This is a genomic window from Arcobacter venerupis (assembly GCF_013201665.1).
Classification (GTDB): Bacteria; Campylobacterota; Campylobacteria; order Campylobacterales; family Arcobacteraceae; genus Aliarcobacter; species Aliarcobacter venerupis.
In genome coordinates this window covers 375,723-394,865 of sequence record NZ_CP053840.1, presented here as the reverse complement: position 1 = coordinate 394,865, position 19,143 = coordinate 375,723, and the positions used below count along the sequence as shown (strand labels likewise).

The following is a 19,143-nucleotide window of genomic DNA, read 5'->3' as shown; positions in this document are numbered from 1 at the left end:
CATTAATCATAAATTATTTTATAATAATTTCTATATTCAGTTTTTTCACGTTCACCACTATAGATTAATTTTTTTACACCATTTGGGAAATATCTTTTTTCAGTCCATTGCAACCAAATTAATTGTTTATTTTTTTCTTCCATGTACCTTTCTAAATAATCTTTCCTAATATAAGTAAATGTTGATTTGTTATCATAACTTTCTCCAAATTTTAGAGATGTTGATATTATTTCTCCATTTTGATTATATAAATCGGAACTTTGAGATCTTAAATGTAGTCCAAAATAATTAGAAATATTTTTTGAAGGAACAATTGTTTCTCCGCTTGAAATAATTTCACTATGATAACTTTCCCAAGAATTTCTGAATATAGTTGTTTCTATATTTATTTCTATATTATCATTATCTTGTTGTGTATAAGTAGTATCTATATATTCTGTTGTATACCCCATTTCTTCTGCTATTTTTTTCGTTATTTCATCATTATTAGATAAAGATGGAATATTAACATCAAAATCTCCATCAAAAACTTTATCCCAAGCTTTATCTAAAAATTCCTTCTTTTTCTTTTCAAGTTCATTATTTTCAATTTCTGATAAATTTTTACCATTATTGAAAATTTTCAATTCTTTTTTTATTCTTTCCACCTCATGATAATTATAAGAAATTTGGAAATCTCTTGAATAATCATTAGGTATTAAGTCACACCAATGTATTTCTCCATCATATATATAATGGTCTTCTATATTTTGTAAATAATCAAAACTATAATCATGATACTTGTCTGTTAAATTTTCGATTTTTTTATATTCTTCTATATCTACTAAAATAGCATTTATTCCAATATTAACATCTCTAGTTTGGTCTTCTTTATCCTTTTGAGATATAGAACCTTTTAAAAGAAACCAATCATTTTTTTCATTTGTTCCTAAATGACTATTTAATTTAATATAATTACTAATATCTAAGTCCTTATCATTTGAATACCATGTTACAGCTTCTTTTCCTAAATCTCCTAAAAAATTATTCTTATTTATTTCTTCAAATAAATTATATTTTCTTAGTTCAATAGGAAAACTCGGGTCAATATCTGTATCTGAGATTCTTAATTCATCTTCATTTCCCCACTTTTTTAGTAAACCTAAATCACTTCTATGTCCTGCCATTTCATAAAATGCAATCCAAGAATATTTTTTGCCATATCTATCTATTTTACTAGCACTTTCATTATTTGAATTACGCCAACTATCATTCCCAATTTGTTTATCAATTTTTTCAAATTTTGTAAATAAATATCCTAAATTATACATTCTCCAATAAATTTGAGATAATATGAGTTTATATTCTTTATGTTCACTATCATAATTACTTCTTTCCTCTACCAATCTACCAATAGTATAATTTTCAAAATCCATATGAATAGGTGTACCAAATCTATATTTTAATTCTTTGTAGTTTGGTATTGTTCCCCATTCTTTATGAAAATAATCTTTTAGAGGATATTTAATTAACTTTTTTTCTGAATTAGTAAATAAAGATGAATGATGTATTAATGCAATATCTATAGTTCTTTTTGCATAATCTCTAGCTAAAATATGTGTTGTAGGATATTTCGCTTCACTTGAAAACATATTATCAAAAAGAAATCTTCCATATAGAGGTAAATAAACTTTTCTATAGCTTTCATCATCAAAATCATTTTGTCTTGCCATTGCTAATCCATAAGTTACAGCTAACATTCGTTCCACTACATAAGGATCATTTATATCAATTGAATATTTTAACAAGTCTAAAAATTCTTTGGGGTATCTCCTTGCATAATAATATAATGCTCTAGTTGCTTCATCTCTAAGTCTTCTTATATTTGTAGTAAAAACCCACATAACTTTTTTAGCACCTATGTGAACTCTATTAGATATTTCTTTTTGCTCTATACATGCCTTTTCAAAATTATTAACAAATTGTGTAAAATAAGAATCCCTATACCAAGAATGATTTTTTCTAATATATTCACTCCAAAATAAATCCCTTTCTAACATTGATGATTTTTTAAGTAAATCAGACCAAAAATGAAAATTTAAAGGATGTTCAGAGTCAAATTCTATTTGTTTAGATAAATTTAATAATTGTTCACTATTAGATATGAATTCATTTTCTAAAAAATTCTTAATTAATTCTTCATTTTCTTTAATAAATTTTGAATTAATTTCAAAAAGAGATTCGATTGAATATTTTCTTGCTCTTTCATTTTCTAAAATATTAAATAAAAAAATAGTAGATTTTTTAATAATTAAAATAGTAATTGTTCTGAGAATATCATCATATAACGGGTGCTCTGTTTTAAACTCTAATAATCTTTTTCTAAATTCTTTTGAAGTAATAAATTTTTCGAGTGCAACTTTATTACTCATTACAGTATTTATTAAAATACTAGTTTTTTTAAAGCTCTCATAACATAAATCTGTGGCTCTTTCTGGTATATATTCATCAGAAAATACTTTTGCAACTTTAACTATCCAATTATTTGAGGGTACTTTTATAATTGGATAATATTCTTCATAGGATTGAATAAGATATTTAGAGATAAGATAACCACCTAATAAATCGTAGGTAAATTGTATTTCTTCTTTATCATTATTAATATTCCAATCTCTATAAATAAGTAGGTTTTCTCCTTCAAAAATTCTTAACTCATCATCACTAAACAGTTTTTCAGAGCGGGGCATTCCTCTAGTATTATGTTCCCAAAAATATTTAGAAAGCTTTAACAATTTTTTTTGCGTAAAGTCATTATTATATTTAGGGTCAAGTTCTTTTAATAAAGTTGTTATATTTTCATTACTTATTTGTATATATTCTTCAAAAACATCAAATAAATCTTCATTTTGAAATGATACTTTAACAACTTTATTACGACTTGGATTTTTTGTTTCACAAAAAATCTTTAAATGTAATGGATGTTCGAAATAACCTATTGCATTTGAGCGATTTTCTAATTTTATTTTATAAAATTTAAAATAAGTTTCTATAGCTTTCCAATTTAACCCCTCAAAACCATGAATAAACTCTTTTAATCTCCATCTATTATCATAGTTAAAATATTTATTTGGAAATAATTGGTCTTCATAAGAGTTACGATATGTTGTTATTAAAACTATATGGGGATATTGTTTTAATTTTAAAATAAATTTTTCTAAACCATTTTTCCAAACAGAATTCCAATGTGTAGATTCATTTAATCCATCTATAATAATTGGTATTTTTACTTTATATACTCTTGCACTAATTTCTAAAGCACCTAAAAAATCATCAAATGTCCAATCAACTGGCATAGAAAAGTTATCTTTTAATTGATTTTCTAAACTTTGGTCTGTATATATTTCTTTAGCTAAAATAAAAATAGCAGGCTCTTTTTGATTTACAATTTGATTTTTAAAAATATTAAAAGAGACATGAGTTTTTCCCATACCTGCTTTACCTGAAATATGAACTTCATTTTGCTCTAATAAATCAAATACTCTAAAAATTCCTTCTAATGAAGAAATAGCATATTCACTTAAATCATATAAAGGAGAAAAAAGAATATCCCTAACTTTTTTTCTTTTTCTATTTTCAGTTTCAATTTTATCTTTTTCTTTTTTATCTAAATCTGAACCATTTTCTTTTTCTATCCTAAGATGTTTTATAGGTTCACATAAGTTTGATTCTGATAAATCATCATATTTTTTATAAAATTCGCTTAAAGCACTAATGTATTCTTCAAATTCTTTTATTTTAGCTTTTAGCTTTTGTTCATTTTTAATTGATATTATTTCTTTTATTTCATCTAACTTATTAATAGCAATTACAATTATGCTTTCTTTTTCTTCTAAAAACTTTCTAAAAAAAGTTTGTATATTTTTATACTCATCATTTACATCTTCAGAAAATAGTCTTAAATAAGACTCTTTATATTGTTCTGCATACATTAATACTTGGTGTTGCTCCATTGTTCTTTCAAGAACTTCTATAAGTCTATTTCCACCTAGCATTTTACAAATTGTCATATCAATATCTGTTTGGATATGAATTTCAGATATATATTTAGTTTTTATTTGTGTTTTATCAATATCAATTTTATATCTATTCTCAAACCATTCTTGTGTTAGGAATTTTTCAGAAAAGAAAAACCTATGAATATTTGAATAATCTTTTAAGTAATTAAGTAATTCACTTTCTCCCCAATGTATAAGCTCTACATTATGGTTAGTTGGTAAAACAGTTTTCCCATTTTTAGTTGAGTTTGCTAAATCATCGTCAAACCATTTTTTTTCATCAGGTGTAAAGTTACATTTATTACAAAGAAACCATTTTTTTATATTAGGATGTTTATCATATGTAGTTTGTAGAGATTTTTTAATTTGTTCTTTTCTTCCACCTTCATTTAACCGACAGAAATATTTAGCTTGCCAACCATAAACATCACCATTTTGATAAGTTAGATAAAATTCAACTCCATCTCCTCCACCACTATCATCAATAGAAGTTAAAATTGCACCATTTAAAATATCATCTTTAAATTTTTCTGATACTATTTGATAGCATAATTCCTCAAAACTTTTTTTAGTATCACCTGAATATGGTTGTAACTTATCCCAATTTATATTTTGCATTAAAATTCTTTTTATTGTAATTTCATTTATTATACAAAAATAATGATTTAATAAAAAAATACTTAAAAGTTCTATCTAATTTTCGCAACTAAAACAGGTTACTATAAATTTTTAAAGCCAATAATTTGATGTAGTTCATTTTCACTATAGTTTTTTAAGCACATAATTTAGGGTATTTTATGTGCTTATCAAAAGAATTTAAAATAACTACAATTAATAAAGTTAAAACAGATAATTAAATTGATGAAATCATAAAATGTAGGAAGAAGAAATAAATCTAAATTTATTTCTTCTTTTTATTTATTTAGACTTTTTGTCTTTTTCTTTATTCTCTTTAAAATTTAAGTAATACTCAATTTCAGATGGAGTTAATATTTTAATAGTATTTGTACTTCCTGGCATTCCAACAGGATAACCAACAGTTGCTACATATAATCCATTTTTATTTAACAGTCCTCTTCCATCAAGCTCTTTTAGCATTCTTTGAAACATTTTAGAAGCTTGTGATTCTTTAATAGTTCCTATTGGTTCAACTCCCCAAACAGCTGTTAAAGAATTTAAAACTTTTCTTTTATGAGTAAATGTAAAAATAGGAGTTCTTGGTCTATATCTTGACATTTTTAAAGCTGATTTTCCAGAACTTGTAAGTGCTAAAATACCATTTGCTTTTAAGTCATCTGCAAGTTTTGTAACTGTTGCTTGAATAACATCAAATTCATCTAAATATGGGAATTTGTATTGTTTATCATAGTTATAAATACCCTCAGTTTTTGCGATAATATTATGCATTGTATCAACAACATTAATTGGGTCTTCACCAACTGCACTCTCTTCGCTTAACATTACAACATCAGTTCCATCTAAAACAGCATTTGCAACGTCTGAGATTTCAGCACGTGTTGCTCTTTCATTTTGAGTCATTGATAAAAGCATTTGAGTTGCTGTAATTACTGGAATTCCTTTTAAATTTGCTTTTTTGATAAGCATTTTTTGAATAGTAGGAACATCATAATAAGGAACTTCAATTCCTAAATCTCCCCTTGCAACCATTAATCCATCACTAGCTTCTATAATTTCATCAATATTTTCAACAGCATCAAATTTTTCAATTTTTGCAATTAATTTACCTTTATATGAACCTAAAAGATGTCTAGCTCTTCTCATATCTTTTGCATTTTGAACAAATGAAATAGCAAAATAATCAACTTCGTGTTCAACTCCCCACGCAATATCAATTTCATCTTTTTTTGTAATTACATCAATGTCAATTACAGTATTTGGGAAATTCACACCTTTTCTTGAAGAAAGTGTTCCATGATTTTCAATTCTAGCTTTTACTTCTTTTCCAATTTCAATAACTTTAGCTCTAATTGTTCCATCGTATAAATATATATATTCATCAATTTTAACTTTGTCTAAGATATCTGGATAATTAATAGATACAATAAATTCTTTTTCTGCTTTTTTATATCCAACCATATCATCTTTTAAAAATGTTATTACATCATCTCTATGAAGTTCAAAAGGTTCTTTTAAATCACCAATTCTTACTTTTGGTCCAGAAATATCTTGTAAAATTCCAACTGTTTTATCTAGATTTTTCATTGCAGTTCTAATATTATTTAATGTTTCTAAATGATATTCATGACTTCCGTGTGAAAAGTTTAATCTAAACATATTTGCACCGGCTTTTATAAGTCCTTCAATCATCTCCACGCTATGGCTTGCTGGGCCTAAAGTTGCTAATATTTTTGTTCTTTTTTCCATAGTTTCTCCTTTTTGAGTTGTATTAATTATAACATACAATTATTACAAATCAAGTTACTTTATTACATAACAATTATTTCACAATAAAGATGATAAAATCTACAATTCAAATTAAAATTTTAAAGGCTTTATATGAAATTATTAAATTTTAAAACATTTATTTCTTCAATAGCAATCGCAACAATGATTAGTGGTTGTGCTCAAAAAACTGGAAATCAAACTTATGATGAAAATCAAAATGCAATAATTGGAACTACTCTTGGAGCAATTGCAGGTATTGTTCTTGGAAATAATATTGGTGGTGGGAATAAAGGAAGAAACAAAGTAATTGGTGCAGTTGCAGGTGCAGCAATTGGTGGAGCTGTTGGTTATAGTATGGATAATCAAGCAAAAGAAGTTGCTCAAAGTTTAAATACAAATGTAAATAATAGTCCAACAGCAGCTTTGGATCCAAATCAAGACTTAATTGTTTCAAATACTGATAACTACGTAAAAATCATGTTTAGAGATGATATGATGTTTGAAACAAATTCAGCAAATCCAACATATAGTGCTGGAACAAAAATTGCTAAAATTACAACTGTTTTACAAAAATATCCAAATACTTTAGTTCAAGTAGTCGGTCATACAGATAGCAGAGGAACACACGCTTACAATCTTACACTATCAGAAAAAAGAGCTACAAATGTAGGAAATATTATAAATAATACAGGTGTTCAAAACCAAATTTTCTCAAGAGGTTGTTCTTTTGATAAACCAGTAGCACCAAATACAAGTGATGCAAATATGGGATTAAATAGAAGAGTTGAAGTCTATTTATATCCAAATCAACAATCTGTAATCGATGTTTGTAGATAAAAAGAGAGATCTTTTTATCTACTAAATCTACTTTTTGATACAATCTTTTTATGATTAAATTTAATGACTACTTTAATGATTGGCTTTATGGCCAAGATGGCTACTACTCAAATTACAAACAAATAGGGAAAGATGGTGATTTTTTCACTTCTGTTTCCACCTCATCATTTTTTGGTGGATCTATTGCTAAAAAAATAATCACTTCTATTGAAGATGGATTTTTACCAAGCAATACAACTATTTTAGAAATTGGTGCTCATCATGGATATTTGCTAGCTGATATTATTCAGTTTATTTACACTTTAAAACCTCAACTTTTAGAGACTTTAAATTTTGCAATAGTTGAGCGATTTCCAAATCTTCAAGAGCAACAAAAAAAGTATCTAAGTGACTCTTTTGGAGAAATAATAAAACTAAAACATTACAATGATATAAATGAAGTAAAACTAGAAAATGCTTATATTCTGGCAAATGAGATATTTGATGCCTTTTCATGTGATTTAGTTTATACAAATAAAAAAGGAACTTTACAGCAAGCTTTTGTTTCAAATCATAAAATAGAATTTTTTGATTGTATTGATGAAAATATCATATATCATTGCAAAAAATATCACATTACAAAAGGTGAAGTTGCCCTTTCCTACAAAGATTTTGTAAATACACTTTGTTCAAATATCAAAACTTTTGAATTTTTAACTTTTGATTATGGAGATAGATTTCCAAGAAATGATTTCTCAGCAAGGGTTTATGAAAAGCACAGTGTTTACCCTATTTTTGAAGAAAATTTACCTTTAGAAAAACTATTTAAAAACTCAGATATTACCTATGATGTTCATTTTAATTATATAAGTGATTGTTTTTTTAATAACGGTATTTTGGATATAAAATTCCAAACTCAACTAAAATCTTTAATTGAGTTTGGTATTTTAGATTTACTTGAAATTTTAAAAGCAAATGTGGATGAAAAAACATATTTAAAAGAGACTCAAAAAGTAAAAGTTTTACTTGAACCAACTGGAATGGGTGATAGATTTAAAACTTTGAATATTAGGAAATAAGTTAACTCTTTGTATAATCAAACTTTATAAAAAATATAATAAGGTATAAAAATGACACTTATAATAAATGGCGAAACAAAAGAGTTTAATGACTCATTAACACTTCAAAATATTATTACAGATTTACAAATTGAAAATAAAGTAATGGCAGCAGCTGTAAACATGAATATCGTAAAAAAAGATGATTGGAACAGTTTTATTCCAAAAAATGATGACAAAATCGAACTTCTTCAATTTGTTGGTGGTGGATGAAATAAAAGTAAAAGAATATGAGTAGAGAAAAAGGTGACTTTGCAGAAAAAAAAGCTATCTCTTTTTTAGAAGATTTAGACTTTAAAATAATTGAACAAAACTTCTATGCAAAAAAACTAGGTGAAATTGATATTATTGCTACAAAAAACTCTACTTATCACTTTTGTGAAGTAAAATCAGCACTTGATTATGAAACTGCTATTAATAATCTTACTAAATCAAAACTTTCTAAAATAAAAAGAAGTGTTGATTATTATATTCAAACAAAAAAATTAGATATTTCATATTGTATTGATGCAATTATTGTAACAGATGAGACTATTGATTTTATTGAAAATATTACAATTTAAAAAGATAAAAGTAAGAGATGAAGGTCGCAAAAACACCTCTTACTATTATGGACTTGTATATAAAATTAGTATAGGAATTATAACAATTCATAGTAGCAATAATCTAGCACTTAATACAAATTTCAAAATTTAATTTTTTATTAGCACTTTTTAGTTATCATACAAAAATACTTACGGAGAAATATTTGTACTCAAAAGAATTAGAATCTATCAAAAAAGCCAATCGATTTAGAACAAGAGAAGTTTTTGATGATAGTTTAATTGATTTAGCCTCAAATGATTATTTAGGTCTTTCTACAAATAAAACGCTTTTCCAAAATGCTTATGAAAATGTTCTAAAAGAAAATTATCACTCACCAAAAGCCTCAATGCTTGTAAATGGATATAGTAAAATCCACAAAAAATTTGAAAATAGATTATGTGAAGTAAATGGCTTTGAAGCTGGAGTTATTGTTGGTTCTGGATTTTTGGCAAATATTTCTATGATTGAAGCACTTGTAAGAAAAAATGACACTTTATTTATTGATGAAGAGTACCATGCAAGTGGAATATTAGCCACAAAACTTTTAAGACCTGAACAAGTTATTATTTTTAACCACAATGATTTCAAAGATTTAGAAGAGAAAATTTCTAAAAATCAAAGAACAGGAAGAAATATAATAGCAATTGAGGGTGTTTATTCAATGGGTGGGGATTTAGCTCCATTTGAAATATTTGAAATAGCAAATGAAAAAAAAGCTATTTTAATTGTTGATGAAGCCCATAGTTTTGGAGTTATTGGTGATAATCTTTTAGGTATTTTTGATTATTACAAAATTAAGCCAAATAAATATCATGTGAAAATGGGAACTTTAGGAAAAGCTTATGGCTCATATGGAGCTTATATTTTGGCTTCTCAAGAGATTATTGATTTTTTAACAAATAGAGCAAAACCTATAATATACTCAACTGCACCATCACTATTTGATACGGCACTTGCACATGAATCTTTAGATTTTATTATAAAAAACAAAGAGATATTAAAAGAAAAAATAAAAACAAATTTAACTATTATTTATAACATCTTGGGTTTAAAGTCCCAAAGTTTGATTATTCCTATTTTAATAGGTGATAATAAAAAAGTAAAAATTATACAAGAAAATTTAAAAAAAAATGGTTTTTTAGTAGGTGCAATTAGGCAACCAACTGTAAAAGAAGCAATTATTAGATTAATTGCAAAAACTGATATAAATGAAAATGATTTAACAAAAGTATGTAACTTATTAAAGGATTCAAATGTTAATAAATGACTTAATAAAAGGTAATAAAAAATTTAGAGAAGCTAGCTTTCCTAAATATGAAGGTAATTTAAAAGAATTAGTTGAAAATGGTCAAAGACCAGAAATTCTTTTTGTTGGATGTAGTGACAGCAGAGTTACACCTGATTTAATGCTTGATACTAAACCTGGTGACATGTTTATTCTAAGAAATGTTGGAAATTTTGTTCCACCTTATAACCCAGATGATGATTACCATGGAAGTTCAGCAGCTATTGAATATGCTGTTTCTATTTTAGGTGTTAAACATATTATTATCTGTGGTCACTCACATTGTGGAGCATGTAAAAGTTTATACCAAGATTTAGGGGATTCTCCTGATTTAATCCATGTAAAAAAATGGTTAGAACTTGGTAAAAGAGCGAAAGAATACACTCTTTTAGCAATTCAAGATAAAGATGATAAAGAGAAATTGTATAGAGCAACGGAGAGAATTTCTATTGTTCATCAAATGGAAAACCTTTTGACTTTTCCTGATATAGAAAGAAAAATAAAAAGTGGTGAATTACAAATCCATGGTTGGTATTACAGAATTGAAGATGGAACTATCGAATATTACGATGGGGAAGAGTGTTCATTTAAACCATTAAAGGAGAACTAAGATGAATACTCATCAAGTAAGAAGATTACCAAAAAAAACTGTTATTATAATTAGTATATTAATTGCCCTTGGTTTTATTATATTTTATGTAATAAAAGATTTAAAAGAAGAGAAATTAAAAGAAGTACTAGCTACCATTGGTCATGCAAATATTTCACAACTAAAAGTCATAAATAAATTAAATGTTGAAGATAAAGAAACAAGATACCAAAGTAGTGTTTTTAAGGTAATATTTTACGATGATGATTTAAAACAAAGTTGTATTGGATTCATTCATCAAGAAAGAGATAATAAATATACTCAAGATTTAAATTGCGAATAGGAAAATTATGAATATTATAGAAAAATTAGAAAGAAATGAACGTTTAGAGTATGAAGATGCAATAAAATTATATGATTTAGATTTATTCACACTTGCATCATTTGCCAATAAAATTAGAGAAGAAAAACATGGTAAAAAGACTTACTTTAATATAAATAGACATATAAATCCAACAAATATTTGCAAAGATGTCTGTCAATTTTGTGCCTATAGTGCAAGTAGAAAAAATCCACACCAATATACAATGAGCCATGAAGAGATTCTTGAAGTTGTAAAAAATTCTTCAAAAAATAATATAAAAGAAGTTCATATAGTTTCTGCTCATAATCCTCATACTGGATTACAATGGTATATGGATGTATTTAAAAAAATAAAAGAGAACTTCCCAAATATTCATGTAAAAGCATTAACAGCTGCTGAAATTCACTTTTTAAGCACTGAATATAATCTTTCATATCAAGAGATAATTGATATGATGGTTGAACATGGAATTGATTCAATGCCAGGTGGTGGTGCAGAAATTTTTGATGAAAAAGTTAGAAAAAGAATTTGTGGTGGAAAAGTTACATCAGAGCAATGGTTAGAAATTCATAGACTTTGGCATGAAAAAGGTAAAAAAAGTAATGCAACAATGCTCTTTGGACATATAGAAGATAGAAACCATAGAATTGACCATATGTTAAGATTAAGAGCTTTGCAAGACCTTACAGGTGGTTTTAATGCCTTTATTCCTCTTGTATATCAAACTGAAAATAATTATTTAAAAGTAAAAGAGCCATTAACTGGTCAAGAAATACTAAAAACTTACACTATAGCTAGAATTTTACTTGATAATATTCCAAATATAAAAGCTTATTGGGCTACTTCAACCGTAAAATTAGCTCTAATAGCTCAAGAGTTTGGAGCAAATGATGTGGATGGAACAATTGAAAAAGAATCAATTCAAAGTGCGGCGGGAGCTTCTAGTGCAAATGGAATAGCACAATTAGAATTTGTAGATTTAATTAAAAATTCTGGTTTTATACCAGTTGAGAGAGACTCTATTTATAATGAAATAAAAACTTGGTAAAACAAGTTTTATTTCACTTCATTCTTCTGATTAAATACTAAAATAAACTCTATTTCAATACCTGCATCAGTTTTTAGCATACTCAAAGGATAAGAGATATAAATTGAATATAATTCATTATTTAGTACATCTAACATATCAAAAAACTCATTTGGTTCTTTAACTAAAATATTTACAGTATATATAAATCTTGTAATGTTAGTATTTGAACTTGTTGTATTGTATTTAATTATTGAATCTAATGGTAATAATATTTTTAATTGTTCTGTTACTCTATCTAGTGGCATAAACTCATCAGTTAAATACTCTTTAGTAAATGTCTTAAAAGTTTTATCTAAGTCTATACTCTCTTTTGCAAGTACAACTCCATCAAGTTTTACACTTTTATCTTTAGATACAGTTGAATAAACTATATCTTTATATAACTTATCTAAATTGGGTTTTAAAGAACTTGCAAAAGTATCTTCCTTTAAGAAAATACCTTTAATCTCTAGTATATTCTTATCAAATTTAAATTCATTTACAACTACATCATCTGTAATTGATTCAAATACTGATCTTACTTTTTGCTCTATTTTGTCATTTAAATTTATGTGATCTGGTAAATTTGAAGATTCATTAGTATTTTGAGTTTCTTCTACTTTTTGTGATATTGTCTCTTTAGTATTAAATAAAGCATTAAAATCAACTCTTAGATAAACTTCATAAGAAATAAAAGCAATTAAAACAACAAATAAAAATATATAAAAATTAGTATAATTTCTCTTCTTTTTCTTTTTTCTAGGTTTAATAAAACTTTTCTTTAGATGTTTATCTCTTGATAATTCAAAAATCTCTTCATCAATATTTATAGGATGATAATCAACTTTTAGAAGTAAATCTTCACATAATTGCTCTATTTGCTCTTGATTTAATTGCTTTGATACATAAAGTAATGTTACTTTTTCTACAAATGTATTATTCTTTTTTTCATAAAAGTTATTTAATGTGTTATGAATAATTTCATTTAACTCTAAATAATAAATTTCATCAAAAAGTTTTTGTCCATCTATATCATCTTCATAAAAATGTGTTTTTTTAACTGACTCAAAAGTTGGTAAGTCTAAAATAGTATTATGAACTATTACGCCAGCCGCATCTAAAATAACAATAAAAGCTTTGCTATTAAATAAAAATACTATAAATTCACTTCTAGATATATTTTTATCAATATGAAGATTTATTAAATGAAAGGCAGAATAAATATAATCTATTCCTGTTTTTATAAAATAGTTTTTTGTTTCAAAAAGGGTTGTTTTAAGAACTGCAATATCGTATTCATTATTGAACTTTGCAATTTCACAATCTTTTAATTTTGAAGATAATGCTTTAGGAACAAGTCTAGTTGTATCATTAATTAAAAGTGTAGAAATATAACTATTATCAATTTCAGTTTGAGAAGCATTTAATTTTTCAGCAATATTTAAAGGTAATAAATCACTATCGACTAAAAAAACTGAATTGGTAGTATTAATAATTTCTTCATTACTTAATTTTTTATAATCAAGTTTTAGTTGAGTATCATATTTCACAGCATTAATATACAAAGACTCTTTAGTAAACATACATTTCCTATCTAACTTTTAACTTACAATATTCAGTAACATTTTATTTCTGACAAAATCCCTTGCTTCTTCAAACTCTAGATTAGTAACATCTAAAGGTTCAGACATATAAAAATCAACTCTTCCAAATGGTTTTGGTAATACAAATCTATCCCATGAGTTAAATTGCCAATATTTAGTCGGTTTAGAACTTAAAATAACAATTTTAGCGCCACTTTTTTGTGCAATACTTATTACACCACCAGCAAAACTATGTCGTGGTCCTCTTGGTCCATCTGGAGATATTGCAACGTCAGAACCTGATTTAATCTCTTTAATTGTACTAATTAATGCTTTAGTTGCACCTTTAGAAGAAGATCCTCTAATCGCACCTATTCCAAATAAAGAGTAAACTTTCGTTATTATTTCTCCATCTTTACTCTGACTAATCATTGTTTTTACTGTACCATTTGGTCTTTTATTGAAATAATTTAAGGGTTGTGAAACTAGATCTCCATGCCAAGCTACAAAAATAAAAGCTTCATCATCTTTTAATTTGGGATGATGAAAAACTTTTTTATTTGTAAAATATAAAAAATTTATTAATAAATATAATAAGTAAGGTAATACTTTAAATTTAAAATAATTTTTCATTAAAGTACAACTTCACCTTTTAAAGATGTTCGTGAAGCATCAGTAATCTTAACATTCACAAATTTACCTAAAAGTTCGTCACTTCCTTTTGTAAATACTTGTAAAAAATTATCTGTAAAACCACAAACTTCACCATTTGGTTTCAATGATTCCACTAATACATTTAAAGTTTCGCCAACATAAGTAGGCATTGTCTCTTCTAAATGTCTTTTGTGAAGTTCAATTAATTCAATTAACCTAGCACTTCCAATTTCATCAGCAATCTCAATATCTGCCATATTTAGAGCTTCAGTTCCTGGTCTTGGAGAGTATTTAAAGTTGAAAATTTGATCAAATTTAACTTGATTAACTACATCCAATGTATCTTCAAAATCTTCTTGTGTTTCACCTGGGAACGCAACAATAATATCAGTTGTAATTCTGAGATTTGGTACAAGGGTTCGTAGTTTATTTGCTCTATTTAAGAACCAATCTTTAGTATAGCCTCTTTTCATAGCTCTTAAAATATTTGTAGAACCACTTTGTAAAGGCATATGAATACATTTTGAAATTTTATCATTTTTAGCAAACTCTTCAATAAAATCATCATCCATATGCAAAGGATGTGGAGAAGTAAATCTAATTCGCTCTAATCCTTCTATTTTTGAAACATCTTGTAAAAGATTTGTAAATGAATATTTACCTCTTCCATCTGAAAAATTTCTTCCATAAGAATTAACATTTTGACCTAACAATGTAACTTCTACTGCACCTTGTTCAACTGATTTTCGAACCTGTTCAACTATCATTTCAGGAGGAATAGAAATTTCTTCACCTCTTGTACTTGGAACTATACAATAAGTACATTTTTTATCACATCCAACAGAAATATTAACACTAGCTCTATATTGATTTGTTTTTGCAGTTGAGAAGTCATAAGTTGATTCATCATTATCAATTGAAATTTCTACTGAGCCTTTTATATCAACTATATCTTTTATTTTTGAGATATTTCTAGCACCAAGAACAAAATCTACATAAGGTGCTCTTTTTATAATATCTTCACCTAAATGTGATGCCGTACAACCAGCAACACCGATTTTTGCACCTGCTTTTTTCTTTTTGTTAAATTGCCCAATTTCAGAAAAAAGTTTCGAAACAGGTTTTTCTCTTACAGAACAAGTATTGATTATAATTAAATCAGCTTCTTCCATAATATCTGTTTGAATATAATCTTTGTGTTTTTTTAACTCAGCAGCAATATGTTGGCTGTCTGTGTCATTCATCTGACAGCCTAACGTTTGTATAAATAGTTTTTTATTTGAACTCATAATTATTTTACTTAAATACCTAAATATTAAAGTGCATGAACCTCATACATATATTCATCATCTGCTAAACCGTATTTTACTTCTCTGAAGTAAACATTATTTCCATCTGCTTCTAAAGCATCTACTAACGCCATCATATCTTTGTGAGAGTTATCTCTGTCAAAATAAAAGATTTTTTGTCCGTCTTTATTTAAATCTTCTTTGATTTTTTCAAGTTGCACTTTTTTTGGTTTTTCATTTAACTCATTTCTTGCAAATAATAATTCCATTTATTAAGCCTTTTTCTTTTTTAATTAGTGATATATTTTATCCCAAAATTACTTTAATTTCTATAAAAGGCTTTTTTAGCTATACTAATAACCTATACTACATTGGAAATCAAAACAATCATTTCAATGTCAACAAATAAAAGGTTATTAATGGATAAAATAATAGATATTTTAGATTCAATTGCATATGAAAAAGGTCTCAAAATTGATGATGTTGAAAATGCACTAAAAGAAGCTTTGATTAAAACAGCTCAAAAAATGGTTGATGAAACACTTACTTTTGATGCAAATATTGATAGAGCGAATAAAAAACTTGAACTATTTCAAAAAATTGAAGTTGTATCAGAAGATGACGAAAGACTACATGCAAATGCAGTTAATAAATATGGTGAAGCACTTAATTATGAAAATTATATTACTCTTGATGAAGCAAAAGAAATTGACCCAGATTTAGAAATTGGCGATTTTATGAACTACGATTTAGAATTCGAAAATATGGGTAGAAATGCAGCTACTATATTACATAATAATTTTGAATACAGACTTCAAAGATTTATTGAAGAAAATCTTGTTAGTAAATACAAAGACAAAATCGGGAAAACTATAGCAGGAACTGTTACAAGAATTGATAGACAAGAGAATACATTTATTGAAATAGGTGAAGTAAAAGGTATTTTACAGAGAAAAAGTAGAATAAAAGGTGAAACTTTTAAAGTTGGTGATGTTGTTAAAGCTATTGTAAAAGGCGTAAATATTGATAAAACAAATGGTTTATTAATTGATATTTCAAGAACTTCTCCAAAATTCTTAGAAAATCTTTTAATCCTTGAAGTTCCTGAACTAAAAGATAAAAAAGTAACTATTGAAGCAAGTGCTAGAATTCCTGGAACTAGATCTAAAATTGCACTTTCATCTATTGATCCTCAAATAGACCCAATTGGTTCAGTTGTTGGAGTAAAAGGTGTTAGAATTGGTTCAGTTTCAAAACAACTTCATGGAGAAAATATTGATTGTGTTGAATTCTCTACAATTCCAGAAATGTTTATTTCAAGAGCATTATCACCAGCACTTGTATCTAGTGTAAAAATTGAGAAAGCACCTTCTTATGGTGAAAAAGGAAAAGCAATTGTTACAATTCCAAGTGATCAAAAATCAAAAGCTATTGGAAAAGCTGGTTTAAATATTAGATTAGCTTCAATGCTTACAAAATATGATATTGAATTGATTGAAATTGCTTCATTATCAAGTTCTACAAACAGTAATGAAAAAACTATTACTGAAGAGAAAATAACTGATACTGCATCTTTAGAAGCACTATTTAAATAAGATGAAACTACATATTTACGACTCAGTAAAAAAGGAAAAAGTAGAGTTTAACTCTATTCTTCCTAATGTAGCTAAGATTTATGTTTGTGGACCTACTGTTTATGATGATTCTCACTTAGGTCACGCAAGAAGTGCAATAGCCTTTGATTTACTTCATAGAGTTTTAAAAGCTAATAATTATGAAGTTATTATGACAAAAAACTTCACTGATATTGATGATAAAATTATCAAAAAAATGTATGACTCTAATAAATCCCTCGAAGAGATTACAACTACTTATATAAACGCTTATAAAGCTGATATGAAAGCTTTAAATATCCTAGATAATACAATAGAACCAAAAGCTACAGAAAACCTTGAAAGCATGAAAGATATGATTTCAAATCTTTTACAAAAAGATATTGCTTATAAAACAAGTGACAGCGTATATTTTGATACTTCAAAAGATAACTCTTACGGAACATTGTCTCACAAAGCAAGTGATGAAAACTCACAAGCTAGAGTTGAATCAAATAATGAAAAAAGAAATCCATCAGATTTTGCTCTTTGGAAGTTTGCTAAAGCTAATGATGTTAGTTTTGAAGCACCGTTTGGACTTGGACGGCCAGGTTGGCATATTGAGTGTAGTGCTATGATTGAAAAACATTTAGCTTATAAAGATTCAGAGTTTCAAATAGATATTCATGGAGGAGGAGCTGATTTACTTTTTCCTCACCATGAAAATGAAGCTGCACAAACAAGATGTTCAAGTGGACAAAATCTTGCAAAATATTGGATGCATAATGGTTTTGTAAATATTGATGGGGAAAAAATGAGTAAATCTTTAGGAAACTCTTTTTTTCTAAAAGATGTTTTAAAATCATATTCAGGTGAAGTTATTAGATTCTATTTAATGTCAACACATTATAGAGCAAACTTTAATTTCAATGAAGAGGACTTGCTTTCATCTAAAAAAAGATTGGATAAGCTTTATAGAGTTAAAAAAAGAGTTTATGCAGTTGAAGCTTCAAGTGTGAATAAAAACTTCTCTGAAGAGATATTCAAAGCTTTAAACGATGACATGAATACATCAAAAGCTTTTTCAGTTATTGATGAAATGATTGGAAATGCAAATGATAAATTAGATGCTAATCCAAAAGATAAAAATCTAAAAAAAGAATTAGTTGCAAATATTTTATTTATTAATGATATTTTAGGTATTGGATTTAATGATGCTTATGAATATTTCCAATTTGGAATAGATGTGCAAACAAAATCTAAAATTGAAGAATTAATAGAAAAAAGAAATGAAGCAAAAAAAATAAAAGATTTTGCTACTGCTGATGCTGTAAGAGATGAATTAATTGCACTTGAAATCTCTGTAATGGACACGGTTAATGGAACTGTTTGGGAAAAGTTATAAATTATTTATAACTCTCAAACATAAAAAAAGGGAAGAAGTTAAACTTCTTCCCTTTTTTATTTACTAAAAATAATTCTTAGTAAAATGATCTTGCGTATGCAGAATCAGTAATATTTTTAGTATCAACAATGTAAGGAACTAATGCCATATGTCTAGCTCTTTTGATTGCTTTTTCTACCATTTCTTGTGAATTTTTAGAGTTACCAGTAAGTCTTCTAGGCATAATTTTACCTCTTTCACTCATAGATAATTTTAATAATTCTGTATTTTTATAATCAATGAAATCTACTTTCATCTCAGTATATTTACAATATTTTTTTCCGTACTTTCTTCTTTCTGCCATTTGATGTCCTT

Annotated in this window: 17 protein-coding genes; 10 read left to right on the top strand and 7 right to left on the bottom strand. The window is 26.5% G+C overall.

Annotated elements, in window-relative coordinates:
- Window positions 1-2 precede the first annotated feature (2 nt).
- Window positions 3-4,652, bottom strand: a complete 4,650-nt coding sequence (locus tag AVENP_RS01960; protein WP_128359253.1) for an NACHT domain-containing protein — start codon at window positions 4,650-4,652, stop codon at window positions 3-5.
- 300 nt (window positions 4,653-4,952) lie between these two features.
- A complete protein-coding gene (gene pyk, locus AVENP_RS01955) occupies window positions 4,953-6,419 on the bottom strand; it encodes a pyruvate kinase (protein ID WP_128359252.1) in 1,467 nt (488 codons plus the stop codon).
- Between the two features lie 132 nt (window positions 6,420-6,551).
- On the opposite strand from pyk, the gene AVENP_RS01950 reads away from it, so the two are divergent.
- The 8 genes from AVENP_RS01950 to mqnE all read left to right on the top strand — a co-directional run bounded on the left by AVENP_RS01950 (window position 6,552) and on the right by mqnE (window position 12,245).
- Window positions 6,552-7,277, top strand: a complete 726-nt coding sequence (locus AVENP_RS01950) for an OmpA family protein (RefSeq protein WP_128359251.1) — start codon at window positions 6,552-6,554, stop codon at window positions 7,275-7,277.
- Between the two features lie 50 nt (window positions 7,278-7,327).
- Window positions 7,328-8,335, top strand: coding sequence for an SAM-dependent methyltransferase (locus AVENP_RS01945; protein WP_128359250.1), 1,008 nt, complete (start codon window positions 7,328-7,330; stop codon window positions 8,333-8,335).
- 51 nt (window positions 8,336-8,386) lie between these two features.
- Window positions 8,387-8,587 carry a sulfur carrier protein ThiS gene (gene thiS / locus AVENP_RS01940; RefSeq protein WP_128359249.1) on the top strand — a complete coding sequence of 67 codons (201 nt, stop codon included), beginning with the start codon at window positions 8,387-8,389 and terminating at the stop codon, window positions 8,585-8,587.
- 17 nt (window positions 8,588-8,604) lie between these two features.
- Window positions 8,605-8,937: a YraN family protein gene (locus tag AVENP_RS01935; protein ID WP_128359248.1), complete on the top strand. Its 333-nt coding sequence runs from the start codon at window positions 8,605-8,607 to the stop codon at window positions 8,935-8,937.
- 185 nt (window positions 8,938-9,122) lie between these two features.
- On the top strand, window positions 9,123-10,226 hold the full coding sequence (locus AVENP_RS01930; RefSeq protein ID WP_128359247.1) for an aminotransferase class I/II-fold pyridoxal phosphate-dependent enzyme: 1,104 nt from the start codon (window positions 9,123-9,125) through the stop codon (window positions 10,224-10,226).
- A complete protein-coding gene (locus tag AVENP_RS01925) occupies window positions 10,213-10,854 on the top strand; it encodes a carbonic anhydrase (RefSeq protein WP_128359246.1) in 642 nt (213 codons plus the stop codon). The genes AVENP_RS01930 and AVENP_RS01925 overlap by 14 nt, the downstream gene beginning before the upstream one ends.
- A gap of 1 nt (window position 10,855) precedes the next feature.
- The gene (locus AVENP_RS01920; protein WP_128359245.1) at window positions 10,856-11,176 is read left to right on the top strand and encodes a hypothetical protein; all 321 of its coding nucleotides are present in this window, start codon (window positions 10,856-10,858) and stop codon (window positions 11,174-11,176) included.
- 7 nt (window positions 11,177-11,183) lie between these two features.
- A complete protein-coding gene (gene mqnE, locus AVENP_RS01915) occupies window positions 11,184-12,245 on the top strand; it encodes an aminofutalosine synthase MqnE (protein ID WP_128359244.1) in 1,062 nt (353 codons plus the stop codon).
- An 8-nt stretch (window positions 12,246-12,253) separates the two neighbouring features.
- Here the strand turns inward: mqnE and AVENP_RS01910 are convergent, their stop codons facing one another.
- The 4 genes from AVENP_RS01910 to AVENP_RS01895 are packed head-to-tail and all read right to left on the bottom strand — an operon-like array spanning window position 12,254 to window position 16,061.
- Entirely contained in the window at window positions 12,254-13,849 is a 1,596-nt protein-coding gene (locus tag AVENP_RS01910) for a hypothetical protein (RefSeq protein WP_128359243.1), read from the bottom strand.
- Between the two features lie 18 nt (window positions 13,850-13,867).
- Window positions 13,868-14,482 (bottom strand): lysophospholipid acyltransferase family protein, encoded by a 615-nt coding sequence (locus AVENP_RS01905; protein ID WP_128359242.1) that lies wholly within the window; start codon window positions 14,480-14,482, stop codon window positions 13,868-13,870.
- A complete protein-coding gene (miaB, locus tag AVENP_RS01900) occupies window positions 14,482-15,792 on the bottom strand; it encodes a tRNA (N6-isopentenyl adenosine(37)-C2)-methylthiotransferase MiaB (protein ID WP_128359241.1) in 1,311 nt (436 codons plus the stop codon). Before miaB ends, AVENP_RS01905 begins: the two co-directional genes overlap by 1 nt.
- Window positions 15,793-15,818: 26 nt before the next feature.
- The gene (locus AVENP_RS01895; protein WP_128359240.1) at window positions 15,819-16,061 is read right to left on the bottom strand and encodes an HP0268 family nuclease; all 243 of its coding nucleotides are present in this window, start codon (window positions 16,059-16,061) and stop codon (window positions 15,819-15,821) included.
- A gap of 150 nt (window positions 16,062-16,211) precedes the next feature.
- On the opposite strand from AVENP_RS01895, the gene nusA reads away from it, so the two are divergent.
- Both nusA and cysS read left to right on the top strand, forming a co-directional pair.
- On the top strand, window positions 16,212-17,387 hold the full coding sequence (gene nusA / locus AVENP_RS01890) for a transcription termination factor NusA (RefSeq protein ID WP_128359239.1): 1,176 nt from the start codon (window positions 16,212-16,214) through the stop codon (window positions 17,385-17,387).
- 1 nt (window position 17,388) lies between these two features.
- On the top strand, window positions 17,389-18,789 hold the full coding sequence (gene cysS, locus AVENP_RS01885) for a cysteine--tRNA ligase (RefSeq protein WP_128359238.1): 1,401 nt from the start codon (window positions 17,389-17,391) through the stop codon (window positions 18,787-18,789).
- A 76-nt stretch (window positions 18,790-18,865) separates the two neighbouring features.
- On the opposite strand, the gene rpsR is transcribed toward cysS, so the two are convergent.
- On the bottom strand, window positions 18,866-19,132 hold the full coding sequence (rpsR, locus tag AVENP_RS01880; protein ID WP_118885396.1) for a 30S ribosomal protein S18: 267 nt from the start codon (window positions 19,130-19,132) through the stop codon (window positions 18,866-18,868).
- Window positions 19,133-19,143: the final 11 nt, after the last annotated feature.

Excerpts from the sequence above, each read along its gene's own strand:
- AVENP_RS01960 (WP_128359253.1), bottom strand. The coding sequence starts at position 4,652 with ATGCAAAATATAAATTGGGATAAGTTACAACCATATTCAGGTGATACT.
- pyk (WP_128359252.1), bottom strand. The coding sequence starts at position 6,419 with ATGGAAAAAAGAACAAAAATATTAGCAACTTTAGGCCCAGCAAGCCAT.
- AVENP_RS01950 (WP_128359251.1), top strand. The coding sequence starts at position 6,552 with ATGAAATTATTAAATTTTAAAACATTTATTTCTTCAATAGCAATCGCA.
- AVENP_RS01945 (WP_128359250.1), top strand. The coding sequence starts at position 7,328 with ATGATTAAATTTAATGACTACTTTAATGATTGGCTTTATGGCCAAGAT.
- thiS (WP_128359249.1), top strand. The coding sequence starts at position 8,387 with ATGACACTTATAATAAATGGCGAAACAAAAGAGTTTAATGACTCATTA.
- AVENP_RS01935 (WP_128359248.1), top strand. The coding sequence starts at position 8,605 with ATGAGTAGAGAAAAAGGTGACTTTGCAGAAAAAAAAGCTATCTCTTTT.
- AVENP_RS01925 (WP_128359246.1), top strand. The coding sequence starts at position 10,213 with ATGTTAATAAATGACTTAATAAAAGGTAATAAAAAATTTAGAGAAGCT.
- AVENP_RS01920 (WP_128359245.1), top strand. The coding sequence starts at position 10,856 with ATGAATACTCATCAAGTAAGAAGATTACCAAAAAAAACTGTTATTATA.
- mqnE (WP_128359244.1), top strand. The coding sequence starts at position 11,184 with ATGAATATTATAGAAAAATTAGAAAGAAATGAACGTTTAGAGTATGAA.
- AVENP_RS01910 (WP_128359243.1), bottom strand. The coding sequence starts at position 13,849 with ATGTTTACTAAAGAGTCTTTGTATATTAATGCTGTGAAATATGATACT.
- AVENP_RS01905 (WP_128359242.1), bottom strand. The coding sequence starts at position 14,482 with ATGAAAAATTATTTTAAATTTAAAGTATTACCTTACTTATTATATTTA.
- miaB (WP_128359241.1), bottom strand. The coding sequence starts at position 15,792 with ATGAGTTCAAATAAAAAACTATTTATACAAACGTTAGGCTGTCAGATG.
- AVENP_RS01895 (WP_128359240.1), bottom strand. The coding sequence starts at position 16,061 with ATGGAATTATTATTTGCAAGAAATGAGTTAAATGAAAAACCAAAAAAA.
- nusA (WP_128359239.1), top strand. The coding sequence starts at position 16,212 with ATGGATAAAATAATAGATATTTTAGATTCAATTGCATATGAAAAAGGT.
- cysS (WP_128359238.1), top strand. The coding sequence starts at position 17,389 with ATGAAACTACATATTTACGACTCAGTAAAAAAGGAAAAAGTAGAGTTT.
- rpsR (WP_118885396.1), bottom strand. The coding sequence starts at position 19,132 with ATGGCAGAAAGAAGAAAGTACGGAAAAAAATATTGTAAATATACTGAG.